Origin of the sequence: Paracoccus aminophilus JCM 7686 (assembly GCF_000444995.1) — a bacterium.
Lineage (GTDB): Bacteria > Pseudomonadota > Alphaproteobacteria > Rhodobacterales > Rhodobacteraceae > Paracoccus > Paracoccus aminophilus.
Genome location: NC_022041.1, coordinates 554206 through 577459, shown reverse-complemented (window position 1 = coordinate 577459; position 23254 = coordinate 554206). Strand labels below are relative to the sequence as shown.

29 protein-coding genes are annotated in these 23254 nt (G+C 65.4%); 5 read left to right on the top strand and 24 right to left on the bottom strand.

From position 1 onward, the window contains the following. Positions 1-37: 37 nt before the first annotated feature. Positions 38-529, top strand: coding sequence for a GNAT family N-acetyltransferase (locus JCM7686_RS02900; protein WP_158442334.1), 492 nt, complete (start codon positions 38-40; stop codon positions 527-529). A gap of 57 nt (positions 530-586) precedes the next feature. On the opposite strand, the gene JCM7686_RS02895 is transcribed toward JCM7686_RS02900, so the two are convergent. From JCM7686_RS02895 to JCM7686_RS02875, 5 genes are all read right to left on the bottom strand, one after another. Next, positions 587-1141, bottom strand: a complete 555-nt coding sequence (locus tag JCM7686_RS02895) for a F0F1 ATP synthase subunit B (protein WP_020949368.1) — start codon at positions 1139-1141, stop codon at positions 587-589. Then, positions 1138-1773 (bottom strand): F0F1 ATP synthase subunit B', encoded by a 636-nt coding sequence (locus tag JCM7686_RS02890; RefSeq protein WP_020949367.1) that lies wholly within the window; start codon positions 1771-1773, stop codon positions 1138-1140. The genes JCM7686_RS02895 and JCM7686_RS02890 overlap by 4 nt, the downstream gene beginning before the upstream one ends. 76 nt (positions 1774-1849) lie before the next feature. Continuing rightward, positions 1850-2083, bottom strand: coding sequence for a F0F1 ATP synthase subunit C (locus JCM7686_RS02885; protein WP_020949366.1), 234 nt, complete (start codon positions 2081-2083; stop codon positions 1850-1852). Between the two features lie 62 nt (positions 2084-2145). Next, positions 2146-2895 (bottom strand): F0F1 ATP synthase subunit A, encoded by a 750-nt coding sequence (locus tag JCM7686_RS02880; protein ID WP_020949365.1) that lies wholly within the window; start codon positions 2893-2895, stop codon positions 2146-2148. A 2-nt stretch (positions 2896-2897) separates the two neighbouring features. After that, positions 2898-3242 (bottom strand): AtpZ/AtpI family protein, encoded by a 345-nt coding sequence (locus tag JCM7686_RS02875; RefSeq protein ID WP_020949364.1) that lies wholly within the window; start codon positions 3240-3242, stop codon positions 2898-2900. A gap of 187 nt (positions 3243-3429) precedes the next feature. On the opposite strand from JCM7686_RS02875, the gene JCM7686_RS02870 reads away from it, so the two are divergent. Together JCM7686_RS02870 and JCM7686_RS23820 are read left to right on the top strand one after the other, a co-directional pair. After that, entirely contained in the window at positions 3430-3807 is a 378-nt protein-coding gene (locus JCM7686_RS02870) for an ArsR/SmtB family transcription factor (protein WP_051201505.1), read from the top strand. Between the two features lie 141 nt (positions 3808-3948). Further along, positions 3949-5085 carry a Hint domain-containing protein gene (locus JCM7686_RS23820; protein ID WP_020949362.1) on the top strand — a complete coding sequence of 379 codons (1137 nt, stop codon included), beginning with the start codon at positions 3949-3951 and terminating at the stop codon, positions 5083-5085. 8 nt (positions 5086-5093) lie between these two features. Here the strand turns inward: JCM7686_RS23820 and JCM7686_RS02860 are convergent, their stop codons facing one another. Both JCM7686_RS02860 and JCM7686_RS02855 read right to left on the bottom strand, forming a co-directional pair. Further along, positions 5094-6767, bottom strand: coding sequence for a bifunctional metallophosphatase/5'-nucleotidase (locus tag JCM7686_RS02860; RefSeq protein WP_020949361.1), 1674 nt, complete (start codon positions 6765-6767; stop codon positions 5094-5096). 71 nt (positions 6768-6838) lie between these two features. Then, a complete protein-coding gene (locus JCM7686_RS02855; protein WP_020949360.1) occupies positions 6839-7624 on the bottom strand; it encodes a prephenate dehydrogenase in 786 nt (261 codons plus the stop codon). Between the two features lie 245 nt (positions 7625-7869). On the opposite strand from JCM7686_RS02855, the gene JCM7686_RS02850 reads away from it, so the two are divergent. Next, a complete protein-coding gene (locus JCM7686_RS02850; protein WP_041527085.1) occupies positions 7870-8202 on the top strand; it encodes a DUF952 domain-containing protein in 333 nt (110 codons plus the stop codon). Further along, positions 8199-9269: a quinone-dependent dihydroorotate dehydrogenase gene (locus tag JCM7686_RS02845; RefSeq protein WP_020949358.1), complete on the top strand. Its 1071-nt coding sequence runs from the start codon at positions 8199-8201 to the stop codon at positions 9267-9269. Before JCM7686_RS02850 ends, JCM7686_RS02845 begins: the two co-directional genes overlap by 4 nt. Before the next feature lie 53 nt (positions 9270-9322). Here the strand turns inward: JCM7686_RS02845 and cysE are convergent, their stop codons facing one another. The 17 genes from cysE to JCM7686_RS02760 form a co-directional block, all read right to left on the bottom strand. Further along, positions 9323-10159 (bottom strand): serine O-acetyltransferase, encoded by an 837-nt coding sequence (gene cysE, locus JCM7686_RS02840; protein WP_020949357.1) that lies wholly within the window; start codon positions 10157-10159, stop codon positions 9323-9325. 65 nt (positions 10160-10224) lie between these two features. Then, the gene (locus JCM7686_RS02835; protein ID WP_020949356.1) at positions 10225-10938 is read right to left on the bottom strand and encodes a DUF2793 domain-containing protein; all 714 of its coding nucleotides are present in this window, start codon (positions 10936-10938) and stop codon (positions 10225-10227) included. Continuing rightward, positions 10931-14821, bottom strand: a complete 3891-nt coding sequence (locus JCM7686_RS02830) for a baseplate multidomain protein megatron (RefSeq protein ID WP_020949355.1) — start codon at positions 14819-14821, stop codon at positions 10931-10933. Before JCM7686_RS02830 ends, JCM7686_RS02835 begins: the two co-directional genes overlap by 8 nt. Positions 14822-14844: 23 nt before the next feature. After that, positions 14845-15300, bottom strand: coding sequence for a C40 family peptidase (locus JCM7686_RS02825; RefSeq protein ID WP_020949354.1), 456 nt, complete (start codon positions 15298-15300; stop codon positions 14845-14847). Then, a complete protein-coding gene (locus JCM7686_RS02820) occupies positions 15297-16127 on the bottom strand; it encodes a DUF2163 domain-containing protein (protein ID WP_041527541.1) in 831 nt (276 codons plus the stop codon). The genes JCM7686_RS02825 and JCM7686_RS02820 overlap by 4 nt, the downstream gene beginning before the upstream one ends. Next, positions 16127-16759, bottom strand: coding sequence for a DUF2460 domain-containing protein (locus JCM7686_RS02815; RefSeq protein ID WP_020949352.1), 633 nt, complete (start codon positions 16757-16759; stop codon positions 16127-16129). The genes JCM7686_RS02820 and JCM7686_RS02815 overlap by 1 nt, the downstream gene beginning before the upstream one ends. Positions 16760-16761: 2 nt before the next feature. Continuing rightward, positions 16762-17427: a phage tail tape measure protein gene (locus JCM7686_RS02810; RefSeq protein WP_020949351.1), complete on the bottom strand. Its 666-nt coding sequence runs from the start codon at positions 17425-17427 to the stop codon at positions 16762-16764. A 13-nt stretch (positions 17428-17440) separates the two neighbouring features. After that, entirely contained in the window at positions 17441-17719 is a 279-nt protein-coding gene (locus JCM7686_RS02805; protein WP_407946431.1) for a phage tail assembly chaperone, read from the bottom strand. Positions 17720-17724: 5 nt separating this feature from the next. Continuing rightward, positions 17725-18042 (bottom strand): gene transfer agent family protein, encoded by a 318-nt coding sequence (locus JCM7686_RS02800; protein ID WP_020949349.1) that lies wholly within the window; start codon positions 18040-18042, stop codon positions 17725-17727. After that, positions 18042-18455 carry a phage major tail protein, TP901-1 family gene (locus tag JCM7686_RS02795; protein WP_020949348.1) on the bottom strand — a complete coding sequence of 138 codons (414 nt, stop codon included), beginning with the start codon at positions 18453-18455 and terminating at the stop codon, positions 18042-18044. The genes JCM7686_RS02800 and JCM7686_RS02795 overlap by 1 nt, the downstream gene beginning before the upstream one ends. 12 nt (positions 18456-18467) lie before the next feature. Then, positions 18468-18887: a DUF3168 domain-containing protein gene (locus JCM7686_RS02790; protein ID WP_020949347.1), complete on the bottom strand. Its 420-nt coding sequence runs from the start codon at positions 18885-18887 to the stop codon at positions 18468-18470. Further along, positions 18884-19222, bottom strand: a complete 339-nt coding sequence (locus JCM7686_RS02785) for a head-tail adaptor protein (protein WP_020949346.1) — start codon at positions 19220-19222, stop codon at positions 18884-18886. The genes JCM7686_RS02790 and JCM7686_RS02785 overlap by 4 nt, the downstream gene beginning before the upstream one ends. Then, positions 19219-19833: a head-tail connector protein gene (locus JCM7686_RS02780; protein WP_020949345.1), complete on the bottom strand. Its 615-nt coding sequence runs from the start codon at positions 19831-19833 to the stop codon at positions 19219-19221. Before JCM7686_RS02780 ends, JCM7686_RS02785 begins: the two co-directional genes overlap by 4 nt. A gap of 129 nt (positions 19834-19962) precedes the next feature. After that, positions 19963-21126 (bottom strand): phage major capsid protein, encoded by a 1164-nt coding sequence (locus JCM7686_RS02775; RefSeq protein ID WP_020949344.1) that lies wholly within the window; start codon positions 21124-21126, stop codon positions 19963-19965. Between the two features lie 39 nt (positions 21127-21165). After that, entirely contained in the window at positions 21166-21699 is a 534-nt protein-coding gene (locus JCM7686_RS02770) for an HK97 family phage prohead protease (RefSeq protein WP_020949343.1), read from the bottom strand. Between the two features lies 1 nt (position 21700). Beyond that, positions 21701-21934, bottom strand: coding sequence for a GTA head formation protein, RCAP_rcc01685 family (locus tag JCM7686_RS02765; protein WP_020949342.1), 234 nt, complete (start codon positions 21932-21934; stop codon positions 21701-21703). A gap of 3 nt (positions 21935-21937) precedes the next feature. Next, entirely contained in the window at positions 21938-23122 is a 1185-nt protein-coding gene (locus JCM7686_RS02760; protein WP_020949341.1) for a phage portal protein, read from the bottom strand. Positions 23123-23254 lie beyond the last annotated feature (132 nt).

Here is a 23254-nt window from a genome sequence, read left to right as displayed (position 1 = left end):
CAGATCGGGCCGGGGCGGAAACGCTCCGGCCTTTTTCATGGACCCCAAAGCAATGCCCAGTGACATGAACCCGACCTTCTCGCTGCGCCCGGCCCTGCCCGAGGATGCCGCAACCATTGCCGAGATCTGGCATATCAGCGCGAGCCTGCCGGGCGTCGGCGCACCGATCATGCCCAGCCGCGAAACCTTGAATGCCCGCGTCGCGGCCGAACTGCCCGCGTGGCAGGTGACTTTGGCCGAAAGCCGCGATCAGATCCTCGGCTTCATCGCGCTGAAGCCTTCTGAAAAGGTGCTGGCCGAGCTGTTTCTGCGCCCCGAGGCGCGTGGCCTTGGCATTGGCCCGGCGCTGATCGCGCTCGCCTTTCGCGACATGCCTGAGGGCTTCACCCTGCTGACCTCGGCGACGAACACCCGGGCGCGGCGCTTCTATGAGCGCGCGGGTCTGAGCGTGCTGCGCGAAGACACCCATCCGCGCGGCGGCCATCCGGTGATCTTTTATCACTGGCAGCCCGGCGAGCCCTCGGCCTGAATATGAAAAAGCCCCCACTCCGAGGGAGTGAGGGCCAATCTGTTAGCTTGCGCCAGCTCAGTTCAGGCGGCGGGCGACATCGTCGATCGCTTTGTCGATGCCTGCGCTGCGGTCAGCCGCGGTGCCCTGCTGTTGCAGGATCTCGGCAGCAGCAGCGACAGCAACCTGCACGGCACGATCACGAACGGCGCGAACCGCATCGCTTTCGGCGCCAGCAATCTGCTCTTCGGCAGCCTTCAGGCGGCGGGCGATCGAGACCTTGAGGTCTTCCTTCGCCTTTTCGGCCTGCAGGGTCGCCTCGCGCTTGGCATTGGCGACGATCTCATCGGCCTGGACGCTGACTTCGCGCTGACGACGCTCATAGGAGGCATAGATCTCCTGAGCTTCTTCGCGCAGACGGCGGGCCTCGGCGAGATCGTTGCGGATCCCTTCAGCACGCTTGTCGAGCAGCTTCCCGATGATCGACGGCACCTTGAAATAAAGCAGGATGCCGATGAAGACCAGGAACGAGATCAACACCACGAAGTCGGTGTTGCGCAGCGAGAAGAACGGACCCGAAGCCGCGAAAGCGGGGCTGGCGATCAGAGCCAGAAGAACGCTCAAACGTTTCATTGCACATTCCCCTTCAGACGCTGGTCGACGGCCTGAGCCACCGCGGCCTGATCGGCGCTGCCGCCAAAGGTACGCACGAGCTCTTCCGTGACATCGCGCGCGACGGTGCGGGCATCGTCCAGAGCCGAGGCACGGATCTCGCCAATGCGCTTTTCCGATTCCCCAGCACGGGCTGCGATTTCGGCATCAGCATGAGCGATGGCCGCATCGAGCTCCTTTTGGATCTCAGCCTTGTTGGCCGCGACGATTTTCTGCGCTTCAGACCGGGCATCCGCAAGCGCCTTGTCATAGGCAGCTCCGGCCTCTTTGGCCTTCTGCTTGAATTCCTCGGCTGACATCAGATCGCCGGTGATGGCGGACTGACGATCGGCCAGGACGCCGCCGATGCGCGGAAGCGCAATCCGCGAGAGCGCCCAGTAGATCACCACCAGAGCGACAACCAACCAGAAGATCAGGTTGCCATAGGTGGTCACGTCAAGCTGCGGCATCCCGGGGGCTGCCGCAGCGCCGTGAGCTGCAGCGGCATCCACAGCAGCGCCAGCAGCATGTGCGGCGTCTGCGGATTCGGTGATCGACACCGTTTCAGATTCTTGGACCGCGGTTTCGGCGGCCGCTTGTAACAGGCTGAACATATCCTACCCCATGCCGGTCGTTTCACAATCGGGTGGGCGCATCACGCCCCCACCCAACCGCAAGGATGGCAAAGGATCAGACTGCGAACAGCAGCAGCAGAGCGACGAGGAACGAGAAGATCCCCAGAGCTTCGGCGAAGGCCATGCCGATGAACAGCGTAGCGGTTTGCGAAGCAGCTGCCGACGGGTTGCGCAGGGCGCCCGAGAGGTAGTTGCCAGCAACGTTGCCCACACCGATGGCAGCGCCGGCCATACCGATGCAAGCGAGGCCCGCGCCGAGGTACTGACCGAGTTGACCCAGGTTTTCCATGTTGATGCTCCTTGAGGCTTGGAAAGGGTTGAAAGAGAGAGAACCGTCCTGCTGTCCCGGCCTTAGTGGCCAGGATGCAGCGCGTCCTTCAGATAGACGCAGGTCAGGATGGTGAAGACATAGGCCTGAATGACGACCACCATGACTTCAAGCGCATAGACCGCGACAATGGCGAGAACCGACAGCGGCGCGATGGCGAGCACGGCGGCGAAAGCGGCGAACACTTTCATAACTGCGTGGCCGGCCATGATGTTGCCTGCAAGACGGATGGAGTGGCTGACCGGGCGAACGAAGTAGGAGATCAGCTCGATCACGGCCAGAACCGGACGCAGAGCGAGCGGTGCCGACTTGACCCAGAAGAGGCCGAGGAAATGGGTGCCGTTCTTGACGAAGCCCAGAATGGTGACGCCGAGGAAGACCGCGATGGCAAGAACCGCCGTGACGGCGATATGCGAGGTGGTCGAGAAGGATTTCGGCAGAAGAGCGAGGCCATTGGCGAAGAGGATGAAGCAGAAGAGCGTCATCACATAGGGGAAGTACTTCAGCCCATCCTTGCCGGTGATGTCTTCCAGCATCTTGTGGACCATGCCGTACATCAGCTCGCCAGTCGACTGAACGCGGCTCGGGACGATCGCGCGGCCACGGGTGCCGACGACCAGAAGCGCGATAATCGCCAGAACGGTCAGCGCCAGCCACAAGGTCGCGTTGGTGGGCGTGTACCAGTGAACTTCGCCATTACCAAAGAGCGGCTTGACGATGAACTGATCCATCGGATGGAAGCTCAAACCGCCGCCGTGTTCTTCTGTCGCCATCGTCATTCACCCTCGTGGTCGCCGGACTGCCCCGGCTTCTTTCCAATTTCTGCGGCCGTCCGCATCATCGTCTTCACGCCAGCCACCAGACCGACCAGAACGAAGATGACCAGCATGATCGGCATGGTGCCAAGCAGCTTGTCGAGCCCGTATCCTATTCCGAAACCAAGGACCAAACCGGCCACCAGCTCCGTCACCATCCGCCAGGCCATATTCGCCTGACTAAAATGGTCTTCCGCGCGCGAGGGCGCCGCACCGACACCCTTGTCCCGCAGCCGGGCCTCAAGCTCTTGCAGCCGCTCCGCATCACGGGCCTTCTCGGCCTCGCTTCTTTCGGGGTCCGCCAAAGCTTTCGCTCCCTGACTCTGTTGGCGTGTTGATAGGTGGCGAGGCACCGTGAGTCAAGCGCGCGTGATCTCGATACAATCGACTGTATTTAAACGAAATATTTCAACACCTCTCTGCGACCAACGGGCCCCTTGCGCTTCCCCTGCCCCGCCCGGCATATTCAACCAGACAGTTGAACATAGGCAAATGACCCTTCCGACCGCTTCGCTCGACCAGATTTTCGCCGCGCTCGCCGACCCAACGCGCCGCGCCATCCTTGGCATGTTGCTCGAGGATGATATGGCCGTGACCGATGTCGCGGGCCCGTTCGAGATGAGTCTGGCGGCGATTTCGAAGCATCTTTTGGTTCTGGCCAATGCCGGATTGATCCGCCAAGAGCGGCGCGGTCGCATCATCTGGTGTATGCTTCAGCCGGACGGGCTGCGCTCGGCCTCGATCTGGATGCAAGGCTTTGGCCAGTTCGATCCGGTCGATCTTGATGATTTTGAACGGTTTCTTGAGGCAGAGCTGGAATCGGGTGACGCAGCGGGGCTGTCTGCATCGGGCGACGCAGAAATAGGTTAATTTCAGGTTAACACATTGTTAATGTTGTTAAAATACAACTCAACCTTAGCCGAAACTCTTAGAATTCTCGGAAAATACTGACGATTCGACCTGAAGTTGAGATGTTAAATCAATGTCAACCATTGATTGTGTTATTCGTCGATGAAGTATCAGATCCTGATGGTCACCTTCACGACCCCGGTCCCGGTCGGATCGAGCGGAGTGGATGAGCTCCGGCCCTTCTTCAACCGAACCAGCATCAGCTTTGCCACCGCCCAGATCGGCAAGCTGACGGTCGAAGACGACGACGACCAGTTCGGCATGGTCACGTCGACTGAGGGCTATCCGTCCTCGACTCAGCAAAAGCTGGTCTCGGACACAGCAATCGGCAATGACGGAACGATCGCCCGCGCCGGGATCCAGCTTTCAAACTATCTCGGCTCGGTCATCAGGGACGCTGCGGGCAATGAGTTTCGGGTGATCTTCCCGCTGCAAGGTTCGCCAAATCAGGCGGCACCCTCTTTGTTGGGCGATGGCTCGTCAGTGCTGATCTTTCCGGTGCCGAAAGTTGTTGCAGGCGTCGTCACCCTGCCGGTGTTCGATCCGACGGCAAGCTTCAAATTTTCCGCAAAATATTCGGTCACCTCGACCAATTCCGCGACGCCCTACTGGCCATCGGCTGCCGCCTGTTTCACCCGCGGCACGCGGATCGAAACGCTTTGGGGGCCGCGCTTGGTCGAAGAGCTTCGCGCGGGCGATCTCATCCTGACCCGCGACAATGGGCTGCAACCCTTGCGCTGGATCGGCGGCGCCACGCTTTGCGGGTTGCGCCTCGACCTTCAACCGCATCTGCGCCCGATCCGCATCCGCGCCGGGGCCTTGGGTGACGGCACGCCTGCCCGCGACCTCTCCGTCTCACCACAACATCGCGTGCTGCTTCGCTCGGAGATTGCAGCGCGGATGTTTGCGGCAGATGAGGTGCTGCTGGCCGCGAAACATCTGCTTGGCGTGCCAGGCATCGAGGTCGCAAGGGCCCGCGACGGGGTCAGCTATTTTCACCTGCTTTTCGAGCGCCACGAGCTTGTGCTCTCCGAGGGATGCTGGACGGAATCGCTGCATCTCGGCGCAGAGGCACTCGCCAGCCTCGGCCCCGCTGCGCTGCGTGAGATCCGCGCGATTTTCCCCGATCTCATCCGCCCGGACCCCGCGCTGCGCCCGCTTCTTGGCGGACGCGAGGGCCGTGAGCTTGTCTCGCGCCATCTGCGTCAGCGCCGCCGATTTGTCGCCCCCGCGGCCTGAGCCCCAGATTACGGCGCAGGCTTGGGCGCGGTTTCGCCGGTGGCCGCCTCGGGTTTCGCCTCAGGCTCCGGGGTGACCAGCGGCTTGACGGTAATGCGCCCATCGAGCACCGGCTTATAACCCGGCCCCTGCTTGGCCAGATAATCGGTCAGCACATCGGCGAGATCCGGGCCGAAATCATAGGCGTTGATCGCATTGGTCTCGAAGATCTTGTAGCCGTCCCCGCCCGCGCGCAGATAGTTGTTCGAGACCACGCCATAGGTCGCGGTGGGGTCGATCGGCACCCAATTCCCGCCCTGTTTGACCTGAACATCGCTGATCCGGCTGCCGCTGCGGGCATTGGGATCGAGTTTATATTTCAGCCCCGCCACCTGCGCGAAACGCCCGGCCCCCTCCTCATATTGGCTGGCGCCGTTTTCAAGCGCGGCGATCAGGTCGACGCCTTTGAGCTCGAAGGTCGAGAGCGTATTCTGGAACGGCAGAACGCTGAGCACCGCGCCGCGCGTCACCTTGCCCGCCCCGATCGAGGCGCGCAGACCGCCGCCATTCTCGATCGCGATGACCACGCCCTGATCGCGCACCCGGTCCAGCATGGCATTGGCGACAACATTGCCCATCTCGCATTCCTGCTGACGGCAGACTTTGCGATCGGCGTCGATGGGGGCAGCGATTTCGGCCACAACCTTCTTCTTCAGCTCGTCAATCGGCGCAGACAATTCCTTGACCCGGGCCGCGATCTGGGCATCGGGCACGACCGAATGATCGAGCAAGATCGGCTCGCCCTCGGCCTTGATCAGCTTGCCCTTGTCGTCCCAGGTCAGGACGAGATGGCCCAGATATTTGCCGTAAGCGTAAGAGGTCACGACCGGGATCTCGGCGCCATTGGGGTTTTTCACCAAGGTCGGATAGGGCCCCTGCGCGCCCTCCATCGGCCCGAGCAGCGTATGGCTGTGCCCGCCGATCACCGCCGAGAGGCCCGCGACATCCTGAGCGATCTCTTGATCGCGCTTATAGCCGACATGGGTCAAGGCGAGGATCTTGGTCACGCCCTCGGCCTTCAGCGTGTCGACATCGGCCTTGAGGCTTTCGAGATCGTCGCGGAAAACCACCTTGTCACCGGGCGACGAGGTCTCGGGCGTATCGGTCGCGAGCGCAGAGATCACGCCGATTTTCTGGCCGCCAACCTCGAGCGTCGCCATCTCCTTCACCTTGCCCTGCAAGGCCTCAGAGCCCGAGACATCGATATTGCCCGAGATCACCGGAAATTTGGCACCGCCCGCCAGCACCGCAAGCCCATCCGGCCCGTCGTCGAATTCGTGGTTGCCGACGGCCATGGCGTCAAAGCCAAGCTCGTTCATGAACTCGACCGTATCCTTGCCCTTGTAGGTCGAATAAAACAGGCTGCCTTGATACTGATCGCCCGCATCGAGCAGAATGACATTCTGGCCCTCGGCTTTCAGCTGATCGCGCAGCTCGCGCACCTTGCTGGCCAGCCGCGCGATCCCGCCAAAGCACTCGCCATTCGCCTCCGCCTCGGCCTCGCAGGTGCTGTCAAATTTGTTGATCGATTCGACGCGGCTGTGGAAATCGTTCAGATGCAGGACATGCAACGTGTAATCGGCCCAAGCCGTGCCTGTCGAAAGCGCGACGGCCGCCGCCGAAATCAGGAACCAGCGTTTCATTTTGAACCCCATCTAACCGGATGTTTTACCTGCCTCGCGCAGATTGAGCGAAGCCTCGGCGCGGGTCAATCTTACTCGGCGGAAATCGCCCCGGGGAGATGTTCACCTTTCTGCGGGGCGGCGTCTTTCTGCGGGGAGCCCGCGAGCAGAGCCGCAATCAGCCGATCGCGCGCCGGGGCGAAATGCGGGTTGCCGAGGGTGACCGCGTCATAGACCTCGGCGGCATCATTGCGCACCAGATCCAGCGCGGCGAGCAGCATCTCGAAGGTGCGCGTGCGCAGCGCGGGTCTGGGGCCAAGCTCGCCGAAAGCGCGGGCCAGCAGATGGGTCAGGCCCTGCGTGACGGCGGCCTGGCGGTCATGCTCGACAGGCGTGGCCCGCCGCACGCTCAGGCCAAGCGCGCGGCGCAGAAAAGCCGCGATCGGGCGCCAGCCGTCGCCGCCTTCGGGGCAGAGCACGATCTGCAATCCGGCGATGCCGCTGCGCGCGCTGGCCGGGCCGAACATCGGATGGGTCGGCAGGATCTCGACGAATTCGGGCAAGAGATCGCGCATGAGCCGGGCGGGCTCCTCCTTGATCGAACAGGTGTCGATCACGATCTGCCCCGCGCGCAGATGGGGCGCTATCTCGCGCAGGCAGCTCGCCAACGCGGGCACCGGCACCGCCAGCAACACGAGATCGACCTCGGCCAGCCCGGCAAGCTCGGTCGCGCCAAGCCCCTCAGCGCGTAGACGCGCCTGCGCCTCGGGCGCGGGGTCGATGACTGAGACCGCGACATGCGGCGCAAGCAGCTCGGCTGCGAGCGCGCCAAAGGCTCCAAAGCCGATGATACAGACAGAGGGGAGAGAGGAGAGCATGATCCGGATCCTTGAAAACGGGGCCAGAGGTCATGCAAGGCTCGATCTGCATCCGCTGGCCAAAAGGCAGCGGGCAAGACGAGTTCAGCCGCTGCTCAGGGCAGCGGGTAATAAAGTGCCGTGGAAAGGGTCACCAAGCGTGTCATGCTCTTGGCCTTACGCCCGCACGGAAAAAACGTCAACGCCGGGCGCGCAAAGCGCATCGCACGCTTGACCCTTTCGGCCCTCGGGCGCAAGAAACGGCCATGCTGATCTATAAAGTCTTCCGCGAAACCGAATATCGGTCCTTTGTCGAAGCGGGCCGCACCTGGGGCGCCCCGGTCGATCTGGCCGATGGCTATATCCACATCTCGACCGCCGAGCAGCTTGCGAGCACGCTTGCCAAGCATTTCGCGGGCGAAGAGGGATTGCACCTGCTGGCGCTCGAATCCGAGACGCTCGCCCCCCTGAAATGGGAGGTGTCGCGCGGCGGCGCGCTCTTCCCGCATCTTTACCGCGAACTGCTGGCGGCGGATGTGCTCTGGGCCCGTCCCCTGCCGCTCGGACCTGATGGTCATCAGACCGGAGAGCTTGCATGAATCTGATCGAGAAGCTGGGGATGACGGCGCTGCACCGCCTCAAGCCCGAACGCGCGCATGATCTGTCGATCAAGGCCCTCGCCACGGGTCTGGTGCCGCTTCCCGGTGTCCCCTTCGGGACCGAGCGGCTGCGCACCTCGATTGCCGGCCTCTCGCTTGCCAATCCGCTTGGGCTTGCAGCGGGCTATGACAAGAACGCGCGCGCGCTCAAGGCGCTGATGGGCGCGGGCTTCGGCTTTATCGAGGTCGGCGCGGCGACGCCCCGCCCCCAACCGGGCAATCCCAAGCCGCGGCTCTTCCGGCTAACGACCGAAAGCGCGATCATCAACCGCTTCGGTTTCAACAATGAAGGCGTCGCCGCGATTGCCGAGCGGCTGGCCGCGCGGGCGAACCGCTATCCCGAGGGCGTGCCGGTCGGTCTCAACATCGGCGCGAACAAGGACAGCGCCGACCGTGCCGGTGACTTTGCCGAAGTCGTGCGACAGGCTGGCGAATATGCGGACTTTGTGACCGTCAACGTGTCGTCCCCGAACACCGAAAAGCTGCGCGACCTGCAGGGCCCCGAGGCGCTTGCGGCGCTGCTCGACGGAGTGCTGGCCGCGCGCGATCGTCTCAAACGCCGTCCGCCGGTCTTCATCAAGATCGCACCCGATCTCGATGATGCCGGCATCCGCGACATTGCCGCGGTCGCGCTCAATGCGCGCATCGACGCGATCATCGCGACCAATACGACTCTGTCGCGCAAAGGGCTGACCGATCTGCAGGCGCGCGAGGCGGGCGGCATGTCCGGCGCACCGCTGTTCGAGCGCGCCACCACCGTGCTCGCCCGGCTCTACCATCAGACCGGCGGAGAGATTCCGCTGATCGGCGTCGGCGGCATTACCTCTTCTGATGATGCCTGGCAGAAGCTGCGGGCCGGAGCGACCGCGCTCCAGATCTATTCGGCGCTGATCTATCAGGGTTTTTCGTTGGTCGGCCGCATTCTGAAAGAGCTCGACGACCGTCTGACCGAGGAAAAACTGACCTTGCCCGAACTCGTCGGCAGCGGCGTCAACGACTGGCTTTGACCGCTTTGGCGCGCGATCCGTCGCGCGCCATGACTTTCGCCTTAGATCAGATCTCAGAACAGATCGTCGTGGCCAAGCAGCTGGTTCATCGTATTCGAGGGATCGGCGCAACCCGCATCCCCGACGATTCGCGCAGGCACGCCAGCCACGGTCTTGCCGGGCGGCACGTCGCCGAGGACGACCGAGCCCGCCGCGATCCGGCTGTGATTGCCGATCTTGATATTCCCGAGCACCTTGGCCCCGGCCCCGATCAGCACGCCGTTTCCGATCTTCGGATGGCGGTCGCCATCGTCCTTGCCGGTCCCGCCAAGCGTCACGGAATGCAGCATCGAGACATCATCTCCGACCACCGCAGTCTCGCCGATGACGATGGAATGGGCATGGTCGATCATAATGCCTTTGCCGATCCGCGCGCCGGGATGGATGTCGACGCCAAAGACTTCCGAGCACCGCATCTGGACAAAATAGGCCAGATCACGCCGCTCTTGTTGCCACAGCCAATGAGCGATGCGGTAGGCCTGAAGTGCCTGAAACCCCTTGAAGAACAGGATTGGCTGCATCCGGCGGTGAGTGGCCGGATCGCGCTCGAACACCGCCTCGACATCCGCGCGTGCGGCGATGGAAATCTCGGACGCATTGGCAAAAGCACTGTCGGCGATTTCGCGCAGGATCTGCTCGCTCATCTCGCCCGAGGCCAGCTTCAACGAGAAGCGATAGGCCAATGCGGCCTCGAAGCTTGCATGGTGAAGCAGGCCCGCATGGATCAGCGCGCCCAGCAGCGGCTCATCTGCCACTGCCACGCGCGCCTCACATTGGATCTGGTCCCAGAACTCGTCTTGCGGCTTTCCTGACCTCAGAGATGACAGGACATCCATTTTTTGCATGTTCATGGCGCAGCACCCGTCCTTGTTTGAAACAAGTTTACCGAATTCGGACGGGCGCGGAAAGAGCGGGCTCAATTCGGGATGCGCAGCTCCAGCCAATGGGCGACCAGTCGGACCTTGCCCGCCGCGAAATTGCCCCCCGTCGCGGTCAGCCGCAGCGGCGCGGCATCCCAATAGGTCATCGGCTGCGACAAGATCCCGCGCCCCCAGGACCCGAGCCCCTTGCCCAGCCCGTCGCCAAAGCGGTTCTCGGCCCCCGCCGTGCCCAGCCGCCAGCTCGTGAGCGTGCCTGTCAGCGCCTGCGTGACGCGCGCGGTCACCCCGATGACCATGACCCCGGCCGGAATGCTCAATGTCGCTTCCTTCGAGGCCCCCGCAGTCAGCGTGACCTCGTCGCTGGCCTGCATCGCAATCAACCCCGAGCCGAACGCGCCCATGTTCAGCGCGCCCGGCACCCACAGAGCGCCGTCATGGATGGCGGGCACGCCCTGATCCGCGATATAGGCGCGGCTACCGAGACGCGGCGTGACAAAGACCCAGCCGCCATTCGCGCCGATAGCGATCTGACCGCCGCGCCCCTCCCAAGCGTTGACCGCGCCTGGCGGCACGCCCCAGCACATGCCGTCAACCACCCCCGCCGGAGGCTGCGTGCGGCTGAGGCTTTGCAGGACCAGATCGACCATCCCGTCGAGCCGCAGCAGCGCGTCATTGACCGTGACATGCTTTTGCGCCTGAGCGGGCAAAAGCAGCGGCAAGGCGAGGTTCGAGGTCTCGTTCTCAGACATGGATGTCTCTCCTGACAAAGGGGCCCGGGCCGAATTCATCGGACAATTGAGCGACTTCGAGCGTGAAGGGTCCGCCACCTAATGCGGCGGACCACAGGGTTTGCGGGATCGACCAGCGCGGCTCGGACAGGACCTCCTGCCCCAGCACACGCCCGTCCCGGACCAGCCGCGCCAGATAGCGCTCGCGGGCCTCGCCAAGCGGGATATCCGGGCCGTCCCAGCCATCGGCCGCGATCCGACCACGCCGCAACCAGCGCGCCTCCAGTCCCTCAAGGCGAAGGTGGCACGGCGAGAGCGGGCGCAGACCCGCGCCCCGGAACGCCTGTTGCTGATGGCGGTAGCTCGGGTCATCGGGTCCGCGCAGCGCCGGTCCGATCCGCCAATGCCGCGACTGATTGCGCGCGCTCGGTGCCAGATCGACCTGCACCGCCGCGCCGTCCAGCAGCACGACCAGACTGCCCGCGGGCCAGACATCGGGCATGAAGGCATCCGTGCCCGCCTGCCCGCGCAAGCGCAGGCCGATCTCCCACAGATTGGGCGCAATCAGCCGCGCTTCGGCGAATTGCAACAGCTCCCAGCCTTCCGGCGTGCCATCGCCGATCGCCAGAAGGTTGGCCCCCGCCATCAGCGCCTTCGCAGTCGCGGATTTCAATTGGCCGCCCTTCATACGCAGCCGCAGGGCCGGGCCACGGTCCCAGACCCCCGGCCGCGCCCGGCCAAGCGGCGTCACCGTGCGCCCCATGACCGAGCGCAGCGGCACGCGGCAGTTCAGCTGATAGCCGCCCAGGGCCTCCTCCGACATCCAGACCGCCGCCTGCCCCGGCCAGGGCGTCGCCGTCACCGCAAGATGCGGCGCATGGGGCACCTCGTCGCCCCTGAGCAGCGGCAGATCGAGAAAGACCGGCCAAAGCGGGATTGCCGGACTATAGGCACGAACCGGATGCGTGATCTCCGAGCTGCGCGCCGCGCGGTAGACGCCCGGCTCGACCCGGACCGCCTCGATGATCTGGGCCGCGCCTCGTTCCACCCGGTCGATCCGCCACCGCCGGGCCTCGCCCTTGCCTTCATCGACGCGCAAGACATCGCCCGGCCCAAGCTCGGCCCGCGAGGGCGGTAGGGCGAAGCGCAGGCTGTCGCGCGCGATCACCGCCTCGGAGAGCCAACGCTCGGCCATCGCCCGCCCCTCGGGCCGGGTCAGCGCCATGGCAAGCTCGCTGCCCGAAACCCTGGCAAACTCGCCGCCCGGCAGCATGGTCTCGGCGGTCGAGGCGGCATAATCGGCGCCCGCCTCGATATGGGTGACGCGCATCCGGCCCGAGATTTCGGCATCGGCAGCGCGCAAAGCCTCGATCCCACTGACCTGATCGGCAAGCGCCAGATCATCCAGCCCGATCTCAGCAGCGACGCGGGCATCGCGCATCTGAAAGCGCAGACTGCCGTCGCGCTCAACCGCATCAAAGCCATGCGCGAGCATCAAGGGCTGCAAGGCCGCGCGCCCGCTGTCGCCACCGCCCGGCACATAGCCGCGCACGAGACCGGAAAGCCCGCTCACATCAAAGCTCGCGACACCGGCCTCGCGGCAGATCTCGGCCACGACATCCGCCAGAGGCACCACCGAGGCACGTCCGTTCAGCCAATGGCCGCGTTCCCAAGCCGCGCCGTCCGACCACAGATCCCCGCGCCCGGGAAAGGCCGGATAGGGCCGCGCATCCCAACACCAGACATGGGCGCGGCTCATGTCGATCATCCGCCCCGCCCCGGTGCGGCCAAAGGCCGGTCGCGCAGGATTGTTGGCCGGATCGCCCCAGAACTCTGTCATCGCGCGGATATAGGCCGCCTGCATGACATCATCGCGCCGCCCTTGCGAGAAATGGGGCAGCTGCGATTCCGAGCTCATCGCATCGAGGAACTTGTTCGGCTGGTTGGTGCCAAGATCAAGCGCGGCGCAGCCCATTTCCGTGAACCAGACCGGCTTCGTGCCCGGCACCCAAGCGGTCGGTTGCGCCTTGCGGATGCCACCGATCCGGTCGTGATGGGGGTTCGCCCACCAGTTGCGGATATCCTTGTAGCGCCAGACCCATGCCTCATCATAAGCGCCATCGCTGATCGGGCTGCGCAGCTGTGCCAGCCGATCCTCATCGCGGGCGTAATACCAGTCATAGCCCTCGCCACCCGCGACATTGGCCTTGAGGTAATCCGGGTTGGTGATGCGGCGCCAACCGGCGTCGAGATGATCCTCGCCCTCGCGCCAATCCGACAGCGGCATGTAATTGTCGATCCCGACGAAATCGATATTCTCATCGGCCCAAAGCGGGTCGAGGTGGAAATGCACATCGCCGCCGCCCGGTTGATAGCCGAAATATTCGGACCAATCCGCCGCATAGCCGATCTTGACGCTCTCGCCCAAAATCCCGCGCACATCCGCCGCAAGCGCCCGCAAGGCGGCCACGGCTGGAAAGCTGTGGCCCGCGCCCCGGATCTGCGTCAGCCCGATCATCTCCGAGCCGATCAGGAAGGCATCAATGCCGCCCGCCTCGGCGCAGAGATGCGCATAATGCAGGATGAAGCGGCGATAGGACCATTCCTCGGGCCCGCTGTAATGGACGCCGCCGCCCGCGCGTGAAAAATCACCGGGCTTTGCGGTGCCGAAAAAGGCCGCGACCTCTGCCGCCGCCTGCGCCGTGCCATCGGGACTGCCCGCGCGACCCGCCGCGATTGAGCTGGTGATGCGCCCGCGCCAGGGCATGACCGGCTGATGAGGCGCGCCGCTCCAGGGATCGGGGCGCGCATTGCCCGCAAGCTGCTCCATCAGGATGAACGGATAGAAGACCGCCTTTTGCCCGCCTGCCGCAATCGCGCGCAAGGCCTCGATCACCGCGCCATCGGCTGGGGTGCCGCCATAGATCGGACGGTCATTGACCCGCGCCACTTCCTGAGCCGCCCCGCGCCCGATCCCGCCCGCGCGCCAGGCCATCTCATGGCCCTCGCGCCTGACATCCTCGACCTTCGGACGCAGCTTGCACTGGCCGACGCGCAGGTCATCGCCAAACCAGCCAACCACCAGCGAGACAGAGCCCACGCGCGGCAGTTCGCGCCGCAGGCTGCGCAGCGAGTTGCCCAGATCGGTGACGCCCGCAGGCAGGTTCTGGTTCACGACCTGAACCTCGCCTTCGCCCAGATCATAGCTCACCGCAGTCGTGGCCAGCGCATATTCCCCGGTCGCCGGGATCAGCGCGACCGCCTCGACCTCGCGCGACAGACCGCGCCCGCCCTTGGCGGCGCGCAGAACCTCAAAACTCAGCTGCGGCACGCGATTGCCCCAGCGCTCGAGCGCCAGATCCTCCAGCACGACATAGGCAATGCCGCGATAGGCCGGAGCCGCCTCGCCCTCGATCGCGGCAATCACCGGATCGGGCATCTGGCTTTCCGAGCCGCGATAGACGCGCAGGTCGAAATCATCGGGCGAGACCTCTTCGCCATCCGCCCAGATCCGGCCGATGCCGAGGATCGGCCCCTCGCAAAGCGCCACGGCAAAGCTCAACCGATAGCCCACTTCGGTCACGCGCGGGCCCGAGCCCTTGCCGCCGCCCTGCGTCTTGCGCGTCTCGACCAGAGGCGCGGCCCAGATGACATGGCCCGGCATCCGCATCTGACCCCAGAGGCGCGCAACCGGCGTGCCCTCGCCAGCGGTCTGGATGCGCATGCGGTCGATGCGCCCGGTCTCGACCGCTTTCGAGCCCTGCCCGAGCAGGCGCTGATCGATGATATGGCCCACCGTCGCCCCGACGGCGCGCCCGATCACCGCGCCCGAGAGGCCCAGCACCGCGCCGCCAAATCCCGCGCCAATCGAGGCCCCTGCCGCTGCCAGAAGTATCGTCGCCATGAGATTGGTCCTTTCGTGAAATGCTAAAGCGGCGGAAAGATGAAGCGTGCCGCGATCCGCGCCCGCCACGGGCCCGAGAGCGGGCTTTCGACCACGCCATGCCGGTCATAGGCATGGACGAAGCGCGCGCCCGCGCCGGTTTGGGTGAGCAGTCCCAGATGTTTGGCAATCGCGCCGGTCCTCATGCGAAACACCAGCACATCGCCCAGAGCTTCCCGCCCGGCCGGGCGCAGATGGCGCATGAGCCCGGCCAGCAAGAGCTCGCTCCGCCCGAGTTCACCCTGCCCAAGCTCGCCCCAATCGGGCGTATAGGCGGGCAAAGCCTCGGGCTCGTGGCCATGAAGCGCGCGCCAGATGCCCCGGATCAGGCCAAGGCAATCCGCCCCCGCGCCGCAAACCGAGCCCTGATGGACATAGGGCGTGCCGATCCAGCGCCGCGCCTCGGCCACCACATCCGCTCTCCCCAGATCCGGCGTCATCGCCGCACCGGCGTCGCCTGAGGTGCGATCAGCCAATCTTCGGCGGGCAGATGCGGAAAGCCCCGGAAATTCAGATGGTTCGCGAATTTGAGCCGACAGGTCTCGGCCCGCTTGTCGCAACCGGCGATCAGGCGAATGCGGTCTCCGGCCTCGGGACGAATGCCCAAGGCGGCCCAGAGCTCGACATCGCGGCGCGTGACACCGGGGGCGAGATCGTTCTTGATCACGCCACTCAAGCCCTCGGCCGGACCCGACAGGACCAGCAGTTGCCCGCGCTCGAACCAGCCCGGCTCCTGCGCCTCGATCCCGTCCAGCTGGAACCGCAGCCCTTCATCGTCCGAAACCACGCGCCCCTCGGCGAAATAGCCGGGCCGGTCCAGATCGACCTTGCACAGCCGATCCCCCAAAGCGGCCGAACAGCGTGGATGATAGACCCGGCCTTGAGGGCGGTTGAGCGGCTCGGACAGGCCGCGCAACTCGGCGCGAAACCCGGCTCCCGCGCGCGAGATCTCGCCCAGATGCCCGCGAAAGACCAGCCGCCGGTCGGCAAGCTGGGCCCAGTCGAGTTCCCACAGACGCACCTCGGCGCCGTCCCAGCGACCGGCCATCAGGTCGATCTCGGTGATCGCATCATCGCTCAAAAGCCCGATGGCTTCGGTATTATCGACCGAAAGCCCCGCCCCCTGCACAACGGCGCGCGCGCTCAGACCCGTGTCGGGGCGAAAGCGCAAACCGCCAAAAACCAGCGGGCGGTCGTGGTCGGTAAAGCCAAGCACCAGCCCGTCCTTGCGCGTGACCGACCAGGCCCGCGCCATGCGCTCGGCCATCATAGCCGCACCTCGATGATCGGCACCTGCGGCAGATCGCCTGCGCGGAACGAAGCGACCGAGACCGCGATATGGTCGGTGTCAAACCGCACCGGCACGTCGAATTCAAAGCCCGCCGTCACCGCCGCCCCCTTGCCCGGAGGCGCGTTGAAGGTGATGATGCCGGTCTCGGTGTTGACGCTGAAATCGACGCCTTCGCGCATGTCATCGGTGCCGATCCCCATGACGACAGAGCCCGCGACCGGCTTGAGCACCGGGCGCAGATAGCGCCCCGGCCCCGAAACATAGGCCTTCACCAGCTGAAACTCGGTCTGGCGCGCATCGCCATAGCCCAGAAGCTGGTCCTGAAAATGCGGTGCGTCTTTCGGCAGACCGCTTTTGAAATCCGCCCAATCCTTCCAGCGAAAGCCGTGAAGCTGCCCGGCGCGCGCCTCGAAAAACGCGATGAGCTCGGCCACATCCTCGAGCGAGCGCAGCCCGAGCCCCGCGTCATAGCGACGACGCGAATGGGCCCAGGGCGTGCGGCGCTCCTCATGGCCGTTGACCAGAGCCACGATCTCGGTGCGCCGCTCAGGCCCGCCGACCGACCCGAAAGAGAGGTTCGCGGGAAATCTGATTTCGTGAAATGCCATGGTCAGCCGTTCCTTTCGCCACGCGCCAGCAGCCGTCCCATCTGGGCGGCAATCTGGCTTTGGCTGCGTTGAAAGCCTGCGACATCGGGGGTCGAGACATTGATCGTGACATTGACGCCGCGCCCCGCTCCGCCCCCGCTCGAGGCCACGCCCAGCCGCCCGTCTGCGCCGCGCCGGAGCGGCATGATCGCCTCGGGCCCGGCCTCGCCCATCAGCCCGGTCGCGCCGCGCATCGGAAAGCTGGTCGGTTGCGTGACGACGCCGCCCAAAGCGAAGGGCATGACCCGCCCCTGCGCAAAGGCCCCGCCCTTGGCAAAGGGCAGCGCGCCCGAGACAAGCCCGTTCATGCCCTGTGCAATCGCCCCCGCGAACGCCTGCTCGACCGGCTTCATCGCGACCGAGAACACGCTTTCGGCAATGCTCGCTGCCACGCCCTTGAGCGCATCGCTGAGCTTCAGCCCGTCAAATACCAGCCCCTCGAAGGCGCGCCGCAGCCCGCCGCCGATGCCCGAGGTCAGATTGCCGACCTCGCGGCTGGTGAAGACCATCGACTGGCGCAGCCGCGCAAGCTCGGCATCCAGCGCCGCAACCTCGCGATTGGCCGCGCTTGCGCCTGCCGGGCTGGTCGGTCCCTCGTCCAGCGGATCAAATCCGTCCTTGCTCGCCACCACGGGCCTCCTTTCATAGCTGCCGGGGCGCGCCGCCGCCCGCTGGCCTCAGATCCTCAGGTTTCCGGTCGTCAGGTTTCCGGTCGGGAAAACGGGCCGCCAGCGCAGCCAGCCGGTCGCGAGTCATCGCGCCGGTGTCAGGCGAAACCCCCAGCATCAGCGCAAGCTCGGCCGGGGTCAGAGCCCAGAATTCGGCGGGGCTCAGACCAAGCCCACCCTTGGCGGGCGGCCCCAGCCCGACGCGCAAGAGCCCGGGCCAGTCGAGCCCCGCGACGCCCGCCTCCGTCGCCACCCCGCTCATTGCTCTGGCACGCGAAAGGCACGCGCCAAGAGCTCGGCCGCGACCCGCGCCGCGCCCATCGGCCCGCCCCGGATCTCGGCATGGTGCAGCGCAAGCTCCTCGCCCGCCCCGCCACCACCACGCAACCCCGCCGCCAGAACCGCCAGCACGTCGCGGCTGGCAAAGGCGCCGGTCTCGAAGCGTTCGACCAAAGCGATCAGGCTGGTCGCGCCCAGAGCCTCTTCCAGCTCCGCGAGCGCGCCCAAGGTCAGTTTCGCGACATGGCGCTTGCCGTCGACCCAAAGGGCGACCTCTCCGGCTTTCGCATTGGCCATCACAGCGCCACGAACAAAAGCGCGCCCGCGCTGGCCAGGGTCAGCTCATAGGTCGCCTCGCCATTATGGCTGCCCGCATATTCCAGCGCGGTGACCTGAAACGGCCCTTCGACCGTGCCAAAGTCCGGGATCACCACCTGAAAACGCGGGATCTCGCCATCGAAAAAGACCTGTCGCGCGCGCTCGTCGGTGGTGTCGTCGCGAAACACCCCCGAGCCCGAGATCGAGGCCGAGCGCACGCCCGCCCCGGCCAAAAGCTCGCGCCAACGCCCCTCGCTTTCGAGGCTCGTGACATCGACCGTCTCGGCATTGAACGAGATCCGCGAGGCGCGCAGCCCGGCGATGGTCTCGAACTGGCCGTTGCCGGTCATGTCCATCTTGATCAGCAGGTCGCGCCCGTTCTGAACTGCCATGTTTCTCTCTCCTCAACCCAGATCAATGCGGGCGCGGAAGGTCAGATCGATCCGCCGCCCCGCCCCGGTTTCCACCCGCCGCGCCTTCGCGCGCTGGAACCACATTCCCACCAGCCGGCCATGGCCAAGCACCAGCGCCGCCGTTCCCAAGAGCTCGGCAATCCGCGCAGCGGCCTCTTTCACCTCACCGAAACCGCCGCTTTCATCGCTGCCCGACAGGACCGAGATCACGACATCATGCTCGGAGCCTTTCGCGGTCGCGTCGCTGGCGTCGCGCACCTCTTCGGGCCCAAGCGAGACATAGGTCCCGGCGGGCGGCGTGACCGGCATCGCGTCATAGACCGCATCGCCGATCAGCTCTGCCAAAGGCGCATCCGCCCGCAGCGCCTGATAAAGCGCGCCCTGCAGCGCGACCGAAGCCTGATAGCTCATGCCTGTCCCTCCTCTTGGGCGAGGCAGCCAAGCCAGCGCCCGGTCGCATCGCGTTCCGCCACCGCCAGAATGCGCAGGATGCGCTCGCCCAGCCGGAAGCGCTGACCGGCGCGGGGCCGGCGCGGATCTCCGGCAGGGGCCGCGCGCAGGGTGATCTGCCAGCGCACCACGCTTTTCGGCCCGACCTCGGCAAAGCTCTCGGTGCCGACGCCCGCCTTCATCTCGGCCCAAAGCCGTCCCTCGGCGCGCCAAACCGTGCGGAACCCGCCGAGCCCGTCCGGCACGCGGTCGGCGGTTTCCAGGACCAGCGCGACATTCAACCGTGGCGCGCTCATCCGCGAGCTCTCCCGCCGCGACCGGCCAGCACCCGAACCAGCCGCCAGCGCTCGATCAGCGCGCTGACCGCCTGCGGCAAGGCAGGCGTGGCCTCGTCAAAGCTGCGCTCCTCGAAATAGCGCGTGGCCAGCAGCAGCACCGCCTGGGCGAGATCAGCCGGAACCTCGTCCCAGCTGTCGCCAAAGCCCGCCGTGAAGATCACGGTGACAAAGCCGCCCGCCGGAATAAGCGGCAGAAAGCCCGAGCGCGCGATCAGGCGCGGCCGGTGGTGATCGGGCACGAGCCGCAGCAGCTCTGGCGCGACCGGATAGGCCGTACCCGCGCCGTCGCTTACCGTGACGGCGCCAAGCGCGTTCACCGGCGCCAGCGGCAAGGGCTGGCCCTCATCCTCGCGCCAATCCTCCAGCTGAAGCCGGAAGCGGCGGCGCAAGAGCACCTTGCCGGTCCGCGCCTCGATCGTGGCAATCGCCGCGCGCAGGTAGCCTGCCAGCGCCACCTCCTCGGCCGCCTCACCTGCCCCGGCAAATCCCGAGCCCAGCCGCAGATGGTCGCGGAACAGCAAAACCGGCAGCGCCCCGGCGGGGGGCGCTGTTTCTTCGACTAGCAACATTGCGATCCTCCGATGTCGTGATGCGTTCGCTCGAGCTCAAGCGGGGGCGCGCGCCGCCTGCCGTCGCACGCGCGGACAGTTGCAATGCCGGATCGGCAGAGCACGCGCGGCGCCCCCTTCGCCCGGAAATCAGGCGAAGCGCATGAGCTTGACGGCGCGCGGCTCGGTCAGACCACCGCCAACACGCTTGGTCGCATAGAAGAGAACATGCGGCTTGGCCGAGAAGGGGTCGCGCAGCACGCGCAGATCCGGACGCTCGACGATCGTGTAAGCGGCATGGAAGTCACCAAAGGCGATCGCCTTGGCATCCGCCGCGATATCCGGCATGTCCTCGCAGATCAGGACGGGATAGCCCAGAAGCTGCGCGGGCTGACCGGCCGCCAGCGAATCCGCCCAGATGAAACGGCCATCGCTGTCACGCATCTTGCGCACCGCCGCCGCGGTTTTCGAGTTCATGACAAAGCTCGCATTGGCGCGGTATTCGGCACCCAGCGCATAGACGAGATCGATCAGCGCCCCACCCGGAGCCGCCGAGTCGAAATCGCCCAGCGCGCCCGAGGCCACCGTGCCGATCTGGCTGGCGGTCGCGGTCTTGTAAGGCGCCGACGGATAGGTCAGCAGGCCCTTCGGCTTGTTCACGCCGTCGCCGTTGATGAAGGCCGCGGCCTCGGCGCGGGCGAATTTCTCGGCGATCCGGCCCGCGAGCCAGCCCTCGATATCGAAAGCCGCATCATCGAGCAGGCGCTGGCTGGCCTTGGGCATGGCCGAAAGCTCATGGACCGGGATCACGACACGCTCGACGGTCGGCGTATCAGTCTCGGTCAGCACGGTTTCCGCCGCCCAGCCAGAGCCGATATTGCCCTTGTCGACCAGCACCTCATAGGCCGCCGATTCCACGGTCACGACATTGGCGACGGCACGCAGCGAGACCTTGGCCGCGAGCCCCTCCTGGACCTGCAAGGACACCTGCGGCGCGGCAAGAAAACCGCCGTCGCTCACGGTGGTCATGCCCTTTTCCTCGATGACAAGGCCACGCAGCCCGTCATCATCGCCGTGGCGCAGATAGGCGTTGAACGCCTTTTGATGCGGCACTTCGACCTCGGCGCGGGTCGACAAAGGGGCGCGGCCACGAAGGGCGGTCTTGCGGTCGATCATGTTCATGCGTTCTTCCTGCTTCACAAGTTGATCCTGAATGTCTTTGCGAAAGGCCTTGAGTTCACCGACGAACCCCAGAACCTCTCGCGCCAGATCGCCGGGCATGTCTGTCCCGGCCGTGGCTTTCACCTCGGTCATCATCCTCTCCCTTGATGGTGAAACGTGACGCGCCGGGCCTCAGCCCTGACGCAAAGCCTCGGCACCCGCGCGGAAGGCGGCGGCCAAAGCCAAATCCTCTGATTTGCGCCCAACGCGGGCGTCAGGCAGCATCGGGAACGTGACCAGAGACACCTCCCACAGCTCGACCTCGGTCAAAAGGCGGCGCCCCTTACCGTCGCGCTCGGCCGAAATCGTGCGATAACCGATCGAGAGCCCATCAATCGCGCCCGCCTCGATCAGCGCAATCGCCTCGCGCGCTTGGGCGATCTCGGGCAAAAGCCGGCCCTTGACCCAAAGGCCACGACCATCCTCGCGGATCTCGTCCCAGACCCCGATGGGGCGCGAGGGATCATGCTGCCACAGCATCCGCACTCGGTCGCCCTTGGCGGCCAGCCGCGCCAGCGAGGCCGCGAAAGCCCCGGCGCGAACGATATCGCCGCCCTGATCGCTCAAGCCAAAAAGGCTCGCATAGCCCTCGATCTCGGCGCCCTCGGTCTTGAGACCCTGAGCCCCCAGAAACTTCATCTCAAGCCCGTAATCGCCTGAATTCATCTCATCCTCCTTTCGGGCTAAATTGCAGGATCGACTGCACCGCTTGCGTCAGGATGACCGCAACGACCCCGTAAACCGTCATCCACAGCCGCCGCTCGAGGCCCTCAATCAAGGCCTCGATGCGTTCGAGCCGCCGCTCGACCTGCTGAAACTGCAATGCCATGATCCGCTCCTGCGTCTCGAACCGCTGGTCCTGCCAGCCGAAAGGCTCCTTGACGAAACGCGAGCCCTCCATGCCTCAGCCCTCGGCCAGAGGCGGCAGGCCCAGCGCCACGCGCTTTTCCGCAACCGTCAGGAAGCTTGCCTGATCGACCCGCCGCCAATGCTGATCGCGCTCTTCGGCCAAGGCGGGCACCTGATCGGGATCGGGCCGCAGATCGACCTCGACGCCCAGATGCTCCGAGAGCCACCAAGCCACCGCCGCCGCAACCCGCGTGGCCAGTGGCAGCACGGTCAGCCGGTAAAAAGCGCGGTTGGCCTCGGCATAATTGGCATAGGTCGCATCCCCCGGAATCCCGAGGATCATCGGCGGCACGCCAAAGGCGATGGCAATCTCGCGCGAAGCCGCAAGTTTCGTCTCGTGAAACTCCATATCCGAGGGCGAGAACCCCATGGGCTTCCAATCAAGCCCGCCCTCGAGCAGCATCGGCCGCCCGGCGTTGCGCGCACCCTGATGATGGATCTCCATCTCGCTCACCAGCCGGTCATATTGATCGGGCGAGAGACTCCCCTGCCCATCCGCGCCCTTATAGACAATCGCTCCCGAGGGCCGCGCGGCATTGTCCAAAAGCGCCTTCGACCAGCTCGAGGCCGAATTATGCACATCCACCGCCACCGCCGCCGCCTGCATCGGCGACAGCCCATAATGATCGTCCAAAGGATGAAAGCTGCGGATATGGCAAATCGGATCCGGAGACCCCGTCATGTCAAAACGATGCTTGCGCCCGCCCACCGCATAATCAAAGGCAATCGGCCAACCATCCTCGCCCGCGACAATGCTCATCCGATCCGAGCGCAGCACATGCAGCTCCGAAGGCAACCCCTTCGCGCCCTCGCCCACTGCCTCAAGATAACCGTTCCCGCTCAGCAGCATCTGACCGAACAAGGCCTCGAACAGCTCCGCCCGCCCTTGCCCCGGATTGGGACGGCGGAGCAGATCCAGAACCGGATGTGTGTCATAGCGGCTCTCGCGATCCTGACAGAGCAAAGGCACCGCCGCCGCCGCTTCCGCGATCAGCTTGACCGCGCGAAAGCCGACCGGATTGCCGATGAACCCCTGCCGCACCATCGAGCCCGTATCACGCGGAGACCACACGACCCGCCCCGATCCCGCTGCCATCGCCACAATCCGCCCGGTGGCGCTCACCTTGCTCTCGGGAATGCCCGCGGCCTTGGCCCCACGCCCGAACCATGAAAATCCCATCCGTCCCTCCTCTTGCAAAGAAAAAGGGCCGCGACACCCGCGACCCTCGAGGGACATCCGCGGACATCCACCCCGTCTTTCATGCCGAAATATCCCGCAGGGTCCGGGGGCGCGCAGCCCCCGGCCTCCCGA